The following is a 14,195-nucleotide window of genomic DNA, read 5'->3' as shown; positions in this document are numbered from 1 at the left end:
TACCCGAGGCGTCGCGCCATGGCCCGCATCCGCAATCCGGTTCTGCAAGGCTTCCATCCCGACCCCTCGATCCTGCGCGTCGGCGACGACTACTACATCGCCACCTCCACCTTCGAGTGGTATCCGGGCGTGGCGATCTCGCATTCGCGCGACCTGGCGCACTGGCGCAGCCTTGCGCCCCCGCTGAGCCGCCCATCGCAGCTCGACCTGCGCGGCCGGCCGAACTCCGGCGGCGTCTGGGCGCCGGAGCTGAGCCACGCTGATGGCCTGTTCCACCTGATCTACACCGACGTGCGCGGCTGGGCCGGCGACTTCAAGGACGTGCGCAACTTCCTGGTGACCGCGCCGGCGATCGAAGGCCCCTGGTCCGACCCGGTGCACCTCAACAACTCCGGCTTCGATCCCTCGCTGTTCCACGATATCGACGGCCGCAAGTGGCTGGTCAACATGGTCTGGGACCATCGCCCCGGCCACGACAGCTTCGGCGGCATCCTGCTCCAGGAATACGATCCGGTGGCGCAGCGACTCGTCGGCTCGGTCCGCAACATCTTCCGCGGCAGCGCGCTGGGCCTGGTCGAAGGCCCGCACCTGTACCGCGTCGACGGCTGGTACTACCTGCTGGTGGCCGAGGGCGGCACCTTCGCCACGCATGCGGCCACGGTCGCGCGGTCGCGCCACATCGAAGGGCCGTACGAGACCGACCCGCTGGGGCCGTTGCTCGGCAGCGCGCACGATCCCGCGCTGCGGCTGCAGTCGGCGGGCCACGGATCGCTCGTGCAGCACCGCGACGGCAGCTGGAGCCTGGCCCATCTGTGCCGCCGGCCGCTGGCCAACGGGCGCTCGATCCTGGGCCGCGAAACCGCGCTGCAGGACATCGTCTGGCGCGACGGCTGGCCGCGCCTGGCCAGCGGCGGCCATGCTCCGGCTGGCGGGTTCAACGGGCCCGAACTGCCCGCGCAGCCCTGGCCGCAACCGCCGGTGCGCGACGACTTCGACGCGCCCACGCTGGGCCCGCACTGGCAGGCGCCGCGCGTGCCGGTCGATGCGCGGATGGCCAGCCTCGACGCACGGCCCGGCTTCCTGCGCCTGTACGGGCGCGAGAGCCTGGTGTCGCGCTTCGAGCAGAGCCTGGTCGCGCGCCGCCAGCAGGCGTTTCGCATCGAAGCCACGACCTGTCTGGAATTCTCGCCGGAGGATTTCCAGCAGAGCGCGGGGCTGGTCGCGTTCTACAGCACCGACAGCTTCTACTACCTGTTCCTGACGCACGCGGCCCACTCGACGCGCTGCCTCGGCCTGATGCGCTGCGAGCGCGGCCAGATCAGCTATCCGGTGGAGAAGGAATACCCGTTCGAGGACTGCGCGCGCGTGTACCTGAAGCTGGTCATCGACCACGACCGCATCCGCTTTGCCTGTTCGCGCGACGGCGAGCGCTGGCAGGCGGTGGCCTGGGAGCAGGACGCCTCGATCCTGTCGGACGAACATGCCCTGCCCTGCGGCTTCACCGGCAACTTCGTCGGCATCGCCTGCCAGGATCTGTCGGGACGCCGGCTGCACGCGGATTTCGACTGGTTCGACTACCGGGAACTGCCCGGGCCGGCCGCCGCCGGCTGAACCGCCGGACCGGAGCGCGAAGGCGCGGCCCGGATTCTCGCGGCCCCGCGCCCCGCGCACGGTTGCCGCGAACCGCAACCGGTACAATACGCAGGCGGTCGCGTATGCGGCCGCCATCCCATCTGGGGAGTAGCCGGCTTCCGGTTGTCGGAAGCGCGACCGTCAACATGCTTGGCCTGCATCGGCCGTGGCGGTCGCGACCCGAGGGTTGGCGAGACCAGCGGACCACGCACGCCATTGCGGTCGGGCGCGTGCGCGGTCCGTTGTGCCCAAGCCTCGCCGTCCCGGTACTGCCATGCATCCCCTTTCAATCCTGCTGCTCGGCCTGGCCATGTCCACCGACGCCTTCGCCGCGGCCATCGGCAAGGGCGCCGCGATGCGCAGGCCGCGCTGGCGCGATGCGCTGCGCACCGGGCTGGTGTTCGGGGTGATCGAGAGCCTGACGCCGCTGGTCGGCTGGTTCCTCGGCGCCAGCGCCTCGCACCTGATCGAGGCCTGGGATCACTGGATCGCCTTCGCGCTGCTGGCCGGCCTGGGCCTGCACATGATCCACAAGGCGCTGCGGTCCGATGCGCCGCACGATACGCCGCAGCGGCACGGCCTGTGGGCGCTTGCGCTGGCTGGCCTGGCGACCAGCATCGATGCGCTGGCGGTCGGCGTCGGCCTGGCCTTCGTCGAGGTCAACATCCTCGTGGTCGCGTCCGTCATCGGCCTGTGCACCTTCGTGATGGTCAGCGGCGGCGTGATGGCCGGGCGCGCGGTCGGGCAGTTGGTAGGCCGGCGCGCCGAGATCGCCGGCGGCGCGATCCTGATCCTGGTCGGCGCCACCATCGTGTACGAACACGTGTTCGCGTAGACGCTGCGCACGCGCGGGCGACGCGATGTCCTGTGGTCGCCGCGCTCAGACCACCTGGTCGAGCAGCAGCACCCCGCCCAGGCCGACGATCGAGATCGTCGTCTCCATCAGCGTCCACGAAGCGAAGGTCTGCTTCATGGACAGGTTGAAGAACTCCTTGAACATCCAGAACGCCGAGTCGTTGACGTGGGAGCCGAACACGCTGCCGGCGCCGACGGCCAGCACCATCAGCTCGGGCGAGGCGCCGGTGGTGGCGATCAGTGGACCGACGATGCCGGCGGCCGTGATCACCGCCACCGTGGCCGAGCCGATCATCACCCGCAGCAGCGCGGTCGCCAGCCAGGCGAAGATCAGCGGGGGCATCTGCCAGGCTTCGCTGAGCGCGGCGATCTGCGCGCCGACGCCGCTGTCGACCAGCACCTGCTTGAACACACCGCCGGCGGTGATGATCAGCACGATCACGGCGATGCCGGCGATCGCGGCATTGAGCCACTTCGTCTGCGTCTCCAGGCTCGCGCCGCGGCGATGGCCCAGCCACCAGAACGCCAGCAGGGTGGACAGCAGCAGGGCCACGGTGGGATTGCCGAGGAACAGCAGCGCGGACCGGACCGGACCTTCGGGCAGCAGGCTGTCGGCAAAGACCGACACCCCGATCAGCAGCACCGGCGCGAGCGCGATCAGGAACGAGCTCCACGTGCCCGGCAGTTCCTTGTGGTCGGTGCTGGAAGCGAACAGGTCCAGCAGCGGCGGGTTGATGTGCTGCATGCGCCGGCCGAGGAACGGGCCGGCGATCACGACCGCCGGAATCGCCATGAGGATGCCGTAGACCAGGGTGAGTCCCATGTCGGCGCCGAAGGCGTTGACCAGGATCACCGGACCGGGGTGCGGCGGCAGGAAGCAGTGGGTGGTGCTGAGCGAGGCGACGGTGGGTATGGCGAGATACAGGATCGGCAGGCCGGTCCTGCGCGCCAGCGAGAAGATCAGCGGCAGCAGGATGATGAAGCCGGCGTTGAAGTACAGCGGGATGCCGACCAGGAAGCCGGTCAGCAGCAGCGCCCACTGGATTTTCTTCTCGCCGAAGCGCGCGATCAGGGTGTTGGCGATCTTCTCGGCCGCGCCGCTTTCCTCCAGCACCTTGCCCAGGATGGCGCCCAGCACGATCACCAGCGCCAGGCCGGCGAGCGTGCTGCCGACGCCGTTGTCGATGGTCTTGAGCAGTTCCTGCGGCGACATGCCCAGCGCCAGGCCCATCGGGATCGCCACGACCAGCAGCGACAGGAACGGGCTGAGCTTGCGCGCGGTCAGGAAGATCTGCAGCGCGATGGCCACGGCGATGATCAGGAACATGGTCATTCGGCGCGCCCTCCCGGCGTCGGATGTTGGAGCTCGGCCGCGCCTGCGCGCGTGTCCGCCTGCCTTGCGGCGCGACCCGCGCGCAACGTTTCGACGATGGCGTCGACGTCGTAGACGCAGCCGCCCCAGGTGCCGCCGCTCGCTTCCTGCAGCGCCGCCCACAGGCGGGTATCGGCCGGCAGGCGCGGGTGCGCGGCGATCGCCGGATGCAGCTCGCGCGTGGCCAGCAGCGCCGCCGCCGTGTCCGCTGCGAGCGGCGCATCGGGATCGTCGCCGAGGAAGTCGAGCCGGCCTTCGAGCCGCCTGCGGTCGATCTCGATGCGCACGATGTCGCCGTCGCGCAGGCGGCCGAGCGGACCGCCGGCCAGCGCCTCGGGACCGACGTGTCCGATGCAGGCGCCGGTCGAGACACCCGAGAACCGCGCATCGGTGATCACTGCGACGTGTTTGCCCCAGGGCAGGTGCTTGAGCGCGGAGGTGAGCTGGTAGGTCTCCTCCATGCCGGTCCCCGCGGGGCCGCAGCCGGCCAGCACGATGATGTCGCCGGCGCGCACCGCGTCGTCCGCCCTCGACTTGATCGCGCGGATCGCGTCGCGCTCGCTGGCGAACACGCGCGCAGGGCCGGTGTGGCGGTAGACATCGTCGGCATCGACCACCGAGGCATCGATCGCGGTCGCCTTGATCACCGACCCGTCCGGCGCGAGGTTGCCGCGCGGGAACACCAGCGCGCTGGACATGCCCGCCGCGCGCGCCGCGTCCGGACCCATGATCACCTGCGCCGGATCGATGCCGTCCAGTTCGCGCAACCGCTCGCGCGCGATCCGCCGCGCATCGCTGTGCTCCCACCATTCGAGGTTGTCGCCCAGCGTCCGCCCGCTGACGGTCAGCACGTCCAGGTGCAACAGCCCCATGCCGCGCAGGTGCAGCATCACCTCGGGCACGCCGCCGGCCATGAACACCTGCACCGTGGGATGGTGGCGCGGCCCGTTGGGAAGCGCGTCGACCAGGCGCGGCGTGGCGCGGTTGGCGCGGATCCAGTCGTCCACCGTGGGGCGCTCGATGCCGGCCGCGTGCGCGATGGCGGGTACGTGCAGCAGCAGGTTGGTCGAGCCGCCGAACGCGGCATGCACCACCAGCGCATTGTCGAATGCCTGTCTCGACAGGATCGCGGACAGCGGCGTGTCCTGCGCAGCCAGCTGCATCAGCGCGAGCGCGGAGCGATGCGCGATCGCGTGCCAGACCGGTTCGCCCGACGGCGCCAGCGCGCTGTGCGGCAGGGCGATGCCGAGCGCCTCGGCGATCACCTGCGAGGTCGCCGCGGTCCCGAGGAACTGGCAGCCGCCGCCGGGCGAACCGCAGGCGCGGCAGCCCATGGCCGCGGCATGCTCGAGATCGATCAGGCCGTGGGCGAAGCGCGCACCGATGGTCTGCACCACCGCCGTGTCCTCGGCGCCGCGCGCCGGCAGCGTCACCCCGCCCGGCACGACCACGCCGGGCAGGTCGCCGCAGCCGGCCAGGGCCAGCATCATAGCCGGCAGGCCCTTGTCGCAGGTGGCCACGCCCAGCACGCCGCGCCGCGTGGGCAGCGAGCGCACCAGGCGGCGCATCACCACTGCCGCATCGTTGCGGTACGGCAGGCTGTCGAACATGCCCACGGTGCCCTGGGTGCGGCCGTCGCAGGGGTCGGAGCAGGCAACCGAGAACGGCAGGCCCCCATGGGCGGCGAATGTGTTCGCCGCGGTACGCACCATCTGGTCGAGCTCCCAGTGCCCGGTATGCAGGCCGAGCGCGACCGGCTGGCCGTCCTCCGCGCGCAATCCGCCCTGGGTGCTGACGATGAGGTAAGGATCGCGCGCCACCTCCGCCGCGCGCCAGCCCATGCCGGCGTTCTGGGTCATGCCGAACAGGTGGCCGCTGGGCGCGTCTCGCAGCGTGTCGGCGTCGATCGGCAGGCTGCCGGTGGGGCCTTCGCCGCTGGTGCGGGTGTTCAGCAGCGCGGTGCCGTCGCCGAGGATGGCGTCGAGGGGAATGGTGGTCATGGCGACCCCTTCTGGTCGATGCAGTGGCGATTGTTCGCGTCGGGCAGCGCGCGTGGGATCGGGTGCGATGCTCCGGTGTGCCCCCACCCCGGTCCTCCTCCGCAGGCGGGGGAGGGAGCAGAACGGGAGGTCGGGCCGCCAGCGATCATCCGACCGGGTTTTCCAGTAGCAGGCCGTCGATGTCGATACGCACCAGGTCGCCGCTGCGCAGGCTGAAGTCCTCGCCGGGCACGATGCCGGTGCCGGTAAACAGCAACGCGCCCGCCGGCTGGCGCAGTTCGCGGAACAGCCAGGCGGCCAGTTCCTCCAGCCCGCGTTTGATCTGCGAGGTGCGCGTGTCGCCGGCGAACACGGAAGTACCGCCCCGCAGGATCTGCAGCGAGATCGGCAGGTCGCGCAGCGCGTCCGCATCGCACAGGCGGATGCCCGGGCCGATCGCGCAGGCGCCGTCGTACACCTTGGCCTGCGGCAGGTACAGCGGGTTCTCGCCCTCGATGCTGCGCGAGGACACGTCGTTGCCGGTGGTGTAGCCGACGATGCGTCCGGTGGTATCCAGCACCAGCACCAGTTCCGGCTCGGGCACGTTCCAGCTGCTGTCCGCGCGTACGCGGATCGGCGCGCCCGGACCGCAGGCGCGCCAGCCGGTGGCCTTGAAGAACAGCTCCGGACGCTCGGCGCCATAGACCTTCTGGTAGACGTCCGCGCTCTGCGACTCGGCCTCGCGCGCCATGCGGCTGCTGAGATAGGTCACGCCGCTCGCCCAGATCTCCTGCGCGTCGTCGACCGGCGCGAGCAGCGGGGCGTCGGCCGCGCCATCGCCTGGAACGAGCGCAGCGGCTGCCTCGCCGGGTGCAAGCGACAGCCAGCGCGAGAGCGAGAACGCGCGCGGCAGGTAGCGTCCGTCGAGCGCCCAGCGCGGGCCGTCCGGGGTGGCGTGTCGGGTCAGCAATGGATGCATCGGTGTCGGCTCCGTGCGGCAGTGGATGGACGCGTCGCGGGATCACGCGTGCCGGGGAATGGGACGAGGACACGCCAGCCCGCCATGCGAACACGAGCGCGACCAAGGTTGCGTGTGCAACCTGGCGCATCGCGCCGGCATGCTGCGCTTATGATGCGAAAGCGGCCTGCGACAGACACCGCCCGCGCCCGCAGCCTGCGGCGCACACGCCACGCGATGGCGACCGGTCCGCGCATGCGGACCGGCGCCGCCTCCGACACCTCCAGACAGGACATGCCGATGCGACCTCTTCCTTCGCTGCTGACCGCCGCCCTCACCCTCGGGCTCGCCGCCTGCACGGCCGTGGGCGACAGCGGCGCCGACGCGGCCAGCGATACCGCAGCCGCCGAGCAGCCTGCAGCCGCCGGATTCGACACCGTCGGCCAGCTCACCAGCTATGACGCGGCCTTCGCCGAGGTCGTCGATCCCGGCGCGCGCATCGAGAAGCTCACCGAAGACACGTTCACCTGGTCCGAAGGCCCCACCTGGGTGCGCGAGGGAGGCGGCTACCTGCTGTTCAACGATCCGCCGGAAAACCGCATGTACCGCTGGTCGCAGGCCGACGGGCTGTCGCTCTTCCTCGAACCTTCCGGCTACGCCGGTCCGCCGCTCGACACGCTGCGCGAAGGCGGCGCCAATGGCCTGTTCACCGAAGCGGACGGCGCCGTGCTGCTGGCCGATTCGGGCAACCGCCTGATCGCCCGATTCAACGCGGCCGACAAGTCCCGCGTCACCCTGGCCGAGAGCTTCGAGGACAAGCGTTTCAACAGCCCCAACGACGTGGTCGCGCGCGGCGACGGCACGGTGTTCTTCACCGACCCGCCCTACGGGCTGAAGGACGGCGACGAGTCCCCGGCCAAGGAGCAGCCGGTCAACGGCATTTACCGCATCGACGCGGACGGCAGCGTGCACCTGCTCGACGATTCGCTCAGCCGCCCCAACGGCATCGCGTTCTCGCCCGACGGCAACACGCTGTATGTGGCCAACTCCGACGAGCAGCGCCCGATCTGGATGGCCTACACCCTCGATGCGACCGGCGACGTCGTCGACAAGCGTCAGTTCGCCGATGCATCCGACCTGGCCCGCGACGGCGGCCAGGGTCTGCCGGACGGACTGGCCGTATCGGCCGATGGCCTGGTCTTCGCCACCGGCCCCGGCGGCGTGCTGGTGTTCGACGCGCAGGGCAAGCGCCTGGGCCGCATCGAGACCGGCAGCGCGATCGCCAATGCCGCCTTCGGCGACGATGGCCGCACGCTGTACATGACCTCGCACAGGTTCCTGGCCCGCGTGCCGCTGAAGGTGGCGGGCCTGGGTTTTCAAGACTGAGGCGCCCCCGCGGCGACGGTGAGCGCATGCGCCACCGTCGCCGGCTCGCCATTCCCGAGCGCGGCGTAGGCGTCGCGCAGCGCTCCGGCGAAGCGCGCATCGGCCGCCAGCGCACCGAACACCGGTTCGATCCGCAGGAAGCCAGCCACGTCGCGCTGCGCATCGCCGGTGGCGTCGCGGCCGATATCCGAAAGCAGCGCGTCCATCGGATCGACCAAAGCTCCTCCCGCCTGCGCCTGACGCACGACGAAGCGCAGCCAGCCGGCCACCGGCAGGCATAGCCGGTCGATGCGGCGCCCGGCCGACAGCGCATCGGCAATGGTGCCGAGCAGGCGCACCGGGATCTTCTGCGAGCCATCCCAGGCGATCTGGGCCAGCAGGTGTCGGATGGCGGGATTGCGGAAGCGCTGCAGGATCGCGGCCACGTACGAATCCGGATCGAACCCGGCCGGCAGCGCCAGCGTCGGCGCGATGTCCTCGCGCATCAGGCGTTCGATGAAACCGGCCAGCGCCGGCTCGCGCATCGCGTCGGCGACAGTCTCGATGCGCATCAGCGAGCCCAGGTAGGCCAGCGCCGAGTGCGGCGCGTTGAGCAGGCGCAGCTTGGCGCGGTCGTAGCCGGCGATGTCGCCGCTCATCACCACGCCGGCATCCTCGAACCTAGGCCGGCCGCTGCGGAAATCATCCTCCACCACCCACTGCGTGTAGGCCTCGCGCTGCACCGGCCAGGCGTCCTCGACGCCGAGTTCGGCGGACACGCGCGCGCGCAGCGCCTCGTCGCTGGCCGGGGTGATGCTATCGACCATCGAGCGCGGGAACGCGACTTCCGCCTCGATCCAGGCCGCTAGGCCGCGATCGATGCGGCGCGCGTAGTCCAGCACCGCGCGGCGCAGGCGCCCGCCGTTGTCGGCGAGGTTGTCGCAGCTGAGCACGGTATAGGGCGCCAGCCTGCGCTCGCGGCGTTCGCGCAGGCCTGCCACCAGCCAGCCGATGGCGCTGATCGGCTGTTCGGGGGAGGCCAGGTCGCGGGCGATGTCGGGGTGCGCGGCATCGATGCCATCGCGCGAGAGGCAGTAGCCCTTCTCGGTGATGGTCAGCGTCACCAGCCGCACCTGCGGATCGACCAGGCGCGACATCACCGCCTTGCGTTGCTGCGGCGCGCACAGCACCTCGCGGATCGAGCCGATCACGCGCAGCGACGGCCGCTCGCCGAGCAGCGCCAGCGTGTACAGGCCATCCTGCGGCTGCAGCGCGTCGCGCACGCCCGGGTTGTGCAGCGAGACCGCACTGATCGCCCAGTCCGGCTCGGCGGCCAGCAGATCGTCGAGGTATACGGCCTGGTGGGCGCGATGGAAGGCGCCCGGGCCAAAATGTACGACGCCGATGCGCGTGGCCGCCCGATCGTAGGCCGGGCGCCGCACCTGCGCCGGCAGCGATGCCAGCGTGGTCGCGTCGAGCCGGCCGGCATCGGCCTGCAACTGCGCGTCGGGCACGGGATTCACGGTGCTTCCACCTCGAACTGGCTGCCGATCCGCAGGTCCCCGCTGGACGCTCCGATCTCCACCGCGTAGCGGCCCGGATCGACGGCGTAGCCGCCGGCGGCCTCGTCGTAATGGCGCAGGTCGCGCGACGGCACGAACTCGAACCGCAGCTGGCGCGACTCGCCCGGCGCCAGGTGCACGCGCTGGAATCCACGCAGCTCGCGCCGCGCACGCTCGCGCACCGGCGCAAGCGGCCGCAGGTACAGCTGCACGACCTCGTCGCTGGCGCGCTGGCCACTGTTGCGCACGGTCACCGTGGCGGTGAGCGTGTCGTCGACGCCGGCCCGGTCGTGATCCAGTCGCAGGTCGCGGTAATCGAAGGTGGTGTACGACAGCCCGTGGCCGAACGGATACAGCGGCTTGCCGGCGAAGTAGCGGTAGGTGCGGCCGGTCATGTCGTAGTCGTCGAACGCGGGCAGCTTTTCATCGGCGCTGTAGAACGTCACCGGCAAGCGCCCGGCCGGGCTGACGTCGCCGAACAGCACGTCGGCCACGGCATTGCCGCCGCGCTGGCCCGGGTACCACGCGACCAGGATCGCCGGGAGATGGGCCTTGGCCCAGTCCACGCCCAGCGCCGACCCGGCGGTCAGCACCAGCACCACCGGCTTGCCGGTCGCGTGCAGGGCTTCGAGCAGCTTCTGCTGGGTGGCGGGCAGGCGGATGTCGGTGCGGTCGCCGCCGGCGAAGCCGGGATAGTCGACCCTCATCTCCTCGCCTTCGACGTCACCGGTCAGGCCGCCGACGAAGACCACGGCATCGGCGCCCTGCGCGGCTGCGACCGCTTCTTCGAACGCAGGCTTCGCGCCGGGCAGGTCCCAGGCCAGGCGCACGCCCGCGTCGCGCTCGCGCTCGTAGTATTCGAGGCGGATGTCGTAGGCGCGGCCGCCTTCCAGATCGAGCTCGACGCTTTCCGCGCGCAGGCGCTCGGCGTCTTCCCAGTGGTCGAGCACGAGCTTGCCGTCCAGGTACAGGCGGAAGCCGTCGTTGGCGCCGGCTTCCAGGCGATAGCGCCCGTCCACCGGCGGCAACAGCTGCCCGCTCCAGCGGATGCTGAAGTTCTCGTTGGGCACGGCGTTGTCTGGACCGGCCTCGCCGCGCGCCATCAGGTTGTCGGTGGGCGAGCCACGGTCCCAGCGGAAGCCGATCTGCGCATCGACGCGCACCAGCACCGGCTCGCCGGACAGGTCGGGGTTGCGGAAGTATTCGCCGCGCAGGCCGCGCTCGTTGGAACCCGCTTCCGGCCGCAGGTACTGCGGCTCGACCAGCGGCGTGGCTGCCGGATCCTCGCGTCCTTCGACAAGGTCCGCGCCGCGCGCATACACCACTTCGGTATTTGGCAACGCCTCGCGGATGCCGCGCAGCACGGTCACCGGATCGGACGGCGTGCCGTAGTAGTTGCCCAGCAGCGCCATGGTGTCATCCGCGGTCGGGCCGATCACCGCAAGGCGACGGATGTCCTTCGACAGCGGCAGCACGCCCTCGTTCTTCAGCAGCACGATCGACTCCTGCGCCGCGCGCCGCGCCAGCGCATCGTGCGCGGGCGCCTGGTTGACCGAGTACGGCGTCTGCGCCCAGGGCACCTTGGCGGCCGGGTCGAACATGCCCAGCTCCATGCGCGTGGTCATCAGCCGGGTCAGCGCATCGTCGAGCTCGGCCTCGGTGATCAGGCCCTTGCGCACAGCCACCGGCAGGTGTTCGGCATAGGTGCTGCCGCAGTTGAGTTCGGTGCCGTTCCTCACCGCCAGCGCAGCCGCCTCCTCGGGCGTGGCCACGATCTTGTGGTTCTCCCAGATGTCGACGATCGCCCAGCAGTCGGACATCACGTAGCCGTCGAAGCCCCACTGCTCGCGCAGGATGTCGCGCAGCAGCAGCTTGCTGCCGCTGGCCGACTCGCCATAGACGCGGTTGTAGGCACCCATCACCGCCTTGACCTCACCCTCCTTCACCAGTGCCTCGAAGGCCGGCAGGTAGGTTTCCCAGAGGTCGCGCGACGAGGGATGCACGTCGAAGGTGTGGCGGTCGGCCTCGGGGCCGCTGTGCACCGCGAAGTGCTTGGCGGTGGCGTCGAGCTTGCGGTACCTGCCGCCCTGCGATTCCGGCAGCAGCGCGCCGTCGGGGGCGACGCCCTGCAGGCCGCGCACGAACGACACGCCCATGCGCGCGGTGAGGAACGGATCCTCGCCGTAGGTTTCCTGGCCACGGCCCCAGCGCGGGTCGCGGAAGATGTTGATGTTGGGCGACCAGAAGGTCAGGCCCTGGTAGCGGCCGTGCTGGCCGTTGCGGAAGAACTCGTGGTGCTTGGCGCGGGCCTCGTCGCTGATGGTGCGCGAGACCTCGTCCATCAGCGGCACGTCGAAGGTCGCGGCCATGCCGATCGCCTGCGGGAACACGGTCGCCGCGCCGGCGCGGGCGACGCCGTGCAGGGCCTCGTTCCACCATTCGTATTCGGGCAGGCCGAGCCGCTCGATCGCCGGCGAGTCGTTCTGCATCTGCGCGGCCTTTTCCTCCAGCGTCATCTGCGACACCAGCGCAGCTGCGCGCTCTTCGAACGGCCGCGAGGTGTCCATCCACGCACGTTCGCCGTCATCGGCCTGCAGGCCGAACGCGGGCAGCGCGGCCAGCAGCGCGATCGCGCAGCCGCGGACCAGCGCGCGTCGCGCCGGATGGGTACGCCGTGCCGGGGCGTGTGCCTGCTGTGTTCCCATGTCGCCGTCCCTCCCAGGTCGTGTCATTGCGCCGCGCGTTCGATGCGCGCATGCGGTCCGATGGTCGCGCCGACGAAGCCGCCGGCCACGTCGGTGCTCAGGATCGTGCCGTCGGCATCGCGCACCAGCCACTGCACGCCACGGCCGTCGCCGGCGTCGAAGCCGAAGCCGTAGCGGCCCTCGTTGCCTTCGATGTGCAGCGTGAACAGGTCAGCCTCGCCGGCCGCCTGCGTCGCCACCACTTCGACCGCACCCTCGCCTGCCTTCTTCTCCAGGAACACCTCGACGCCATCGCCGTTGCGGCGCACGCCGAGGAAGTACCAGTGCGTCTCGCCCTGGAACGCGGCCAGGCCCGCCGCCACACCCGCGGCGGGCAGTTCCATCGCGGTGCTCGCCTCGAACACCTGGTGCTGCTGGCGGCGCGCGTAGAAGGACGGGTTCACCAGCGTATCGAGCCGCTCGGCCAGCGGCCGGATCGCAAGCCAACCGGGCCGCGAGCTGCCGTCGTACCACTGCGTCTTCGGCACGCGCGGCGTCATCCAGCCCTTGCCCAGCTCGACCGTGTCGAACTCGTCGCGCCAGGTGAAGTTGCCGGTCATCGGCGCCTGGTCCGCTGGCGTCTTCATGAACGACGGCCCGGGCAGCACATACGGAATCTTCTCGCCATCGGGCAGGATCACCGGCCAGCCATCCTTCCAGGTCACCGGCAGCAGGAAGGCCTCGCGGCCGGTGTTGTAGTGGTCCACGCCGTAGTTGCGGCTGGCCAGGAAAGTCGCCCACCAGCTGCCGTCCGGGCCCTGCACCAGGTCGGCATGGCCGGCGTTGGTGACCGGCAGCGGCCGCTTGGGATCGAGATCGCGCTGGGTCAGGATCGGATTGTGTTCGTAGGGCTGGTAGGGACCCCAGACGTCGCGGCTGCGCAGGATCACCTGCGAATGCTGCGGGCCGGTGCCACCCTCGGCGTTGTTGAGGTAGTACCAGCCATCGACCTTGTAGATGTGCGGGCCTTCGATCCAGATCGGGTTGTCCTCGGGCTTCACGCCGCCATCGATCAGCACCTTGCGCGGACCGAACGGCTTGCCGTTGGCGAGGTCGATCTCCTGCAGCCAGATCGCGCGGTGGCCGTCGTAGCGCACCGGCACCGCGGGCTCGTCGTTGTTGAGGATGTAGACCTTGCCGTCGTCATCGAAGAACAGCGACGGATCGATGCCGCCGATGGTCGGCAGCCAGATCGGATCCGACCACGGCCCCGCCGGATCGGTGGCGGTGACGATGAAGTTGCCGCCGGCATCGACCGAGGTATTGACCACGTAGAAGGTGCCGTCGTGGTACTCGATGGCCGGCGCGAACACGCCGCGCGACACGCCCAGTCCGTCGAAGTCCAGCTGTTCCGGGCGATGGATGGCGTTGCCCACCTGCTTCCAGTGGACCAGGTCCTCGCTCTCGAACACGGGGATGCCGGGGAAGAAGGTGAAGGTCGAGGCGACCAGGTAGAACTTGCCGTTGGCCGCCACCACGCTCGGGTCGGAATGGAAGCCGGCCAACACCGGGTTGCGGAAGCTGCCTTCAGGCACCGGCGCTTCGAATGCGGCATCGCGCCCGGTGTACTCGAACCAGTCGAAGTGGACGGGCGCGGCGGCGTCGGAGGCCTCGACGGCGGCGGCGTGGGCCGCGGGCTCGTTGCCGCAGGCGGCCAGCAGCAGCGCGGCCATGCCGGCGGCGAGGACGCGGGTGCTGGTGCCCAGCCGGACGCGGCGCGTGTTGCGG

9 protein-coding genes and 1 riboswitch are annotated in these 14,195 nt (G+C 70.6%); of the genes, 3 read left to right on the top strand and 6 right to left on the bottom strand.

Going from position 1 to position 14,195, the window contains the following annotated elements; translation table 11 throughout:
• The first annotated feature begins 18 nt into the window (after positions 1-18).
• Both Q0863_RS02830 and Q0863_RS02825 read left to right on the top strand, forming a co-directional pair.
• Entirely contained in the window at positions 19-1,611 is a 1,593-nt protein-coding gene (locus Q0863_RS02830; RefSeq protein ID WP_298574826.1) for a glycoside hydrolase family 43 protein, read from the top strand.
• A gap of 118 nt (positions 1,612-1,729) precedes the next feature.
• Positions 1,730-1,889: riboswitch (yybP-ykoY riboswitch) on the top strand.
• Between the two features lie 17 nt (positions 1,890-1,906).
• On the top strand, positions 1,907-2,467 hold the full coding sequence (locus Q0863_RS02825; protein WP_298574824.1) for a manganese efflux pump MntP family protein: 561 nt from the start codon (positions 1,907-1,909) through the stop codon (positions 2,465-2,467).
• 45 nt (positions 2,468-2,512) lie between these two features.
• On the opposite strand, the gene Q0863_RS02820 is transcribed toward Q0863_RS02825, so the two are convergent.
• The 3 genes from Q0863_RS02820 to Q0863_RS02810 all read right to left on the bottom strand — a co-directional run bounded on the left by Q0863_RS02820 (position 2,513) and on the right by Q0863_RS02810 (position 6,817).
• The gene (locus Q0863_RS02820; protein ID WP_298574822.1) at positions 2,513-3,820 is read right to left on the bottom strand and encodes a gluconate:H+ symporter; all 1,308 of its coding nucleotides are present in this window, start codon (positions 3,818-3,820) and stop codon (positions 2,513-2,515) included.
• A complete protein-coding gene (locus tag Q0863_RS02815) occupies positions 3,817-5,859 on the bottom strand; it encodes a YjhG/YagF family D-xylonate dehydratase (protein WP_298574820.1) in 2,043 nt (680 codons plus the stop codon). The genes Q0863_RS02820 and Q0863_RS02815 overlap by 4 nt, the downstream gene beginning before the upstream one ends.
• Positions 5,860-6,004: 145 nt before the next feature.
• Positions 6,005-6,817 carry a fumarylacetoacetate hydrolase family protein gene (locus tag Q0863_RS02810; RefSeq protein WP_298574817.1) on the bottom strand — a complete coding sequence of 271 codons (813 nt, stop codon included), beginning with the start codon at positions 6,815-6,817 and terminating at the stop codon, positions 6,005-6,007.
• Positions 6,818-7,096: 279 nt separating this feature from the next.
• On the opposite strand from Q0863_RS02810, the gene Q0863_RS02805 reads away from it, so the two are divergent.
• The gene (locus tag Q0863_RS02805) at positions 7,097-8,182 is read left to right on the top strand and encodes an SMP-30/gluconolactonase/LRE family protein (protein WP_298574815.1); all 1,086 of its coding nucleotides are present in this window, start codon (positions 7,097-7,099) and stop codon (positions 8,180-8,182) included.
• Here Q0863_RS02805 and Q0863_RS02800 read toward each other — a convergent pair.
• The 3 genes from Q0863_RS02800 to Q0863_RS02790 all read right to left on the bottom strand — a co-directional run bounded on the left by Q0863_RS02800 (position 8,173) and on the right by Q0863_RS02790 (position 14,140).
• A complete protein-coding gene (locus Q0863_RS02800) occupies positions 8,173-9,684 on the bottom strand; it encodes a mannitol dehydrogenase family protein (protein ID WP_298574813.1) in 1,512 nt (503 codons plus the stop codon). The genes Q0863_RS02805 and Q0863_RS02800 overlap by 10 nt on opposite strands.
• Positions 9,681-12,290 carry a glycoside hydrolase family 3 protein gene (locus Q0863_RS02795; protein WP_298575875.1) on the bottom strand — a complete coding sequence of 870 codons (2,610 nt, stop codon included), beginning with the start codon at positions 12,288-12,290 and terminating at the stop codon, positions 9,681-9,683. Before Q0863_RS02795 ends, Q0863_RS02800 begins: the two co-directional genes overlap by 4 nt.
• 161 nt (positions 12,291-12,451) lie before the next feature.
• On the bottom strand, positions 12,452-14,140 hold the full coding sequence (locus tag Q0863_RS02790; protein WP_298575872.1) for a glycoside hydrolase family 43 protein: 1,689 nt from the start codon (positions 14,138-14,140) through the stop codon (positions 12,452-12,454).
• Positions 14,141-14,195: the final 55 nt, after the last annotated feature.

Source organism: uncultured Luteimonas sp., assembly GCF_947492465.1.
Lineage (GTDB): Bacteria > Pseudomonadota > Gammaproteobacteria > Xanthomonadales > Xanthomonadaceae > Luteimonas.
This window is presented reverse-complemented; position numbering and strand designations above follow the sequence as displayed.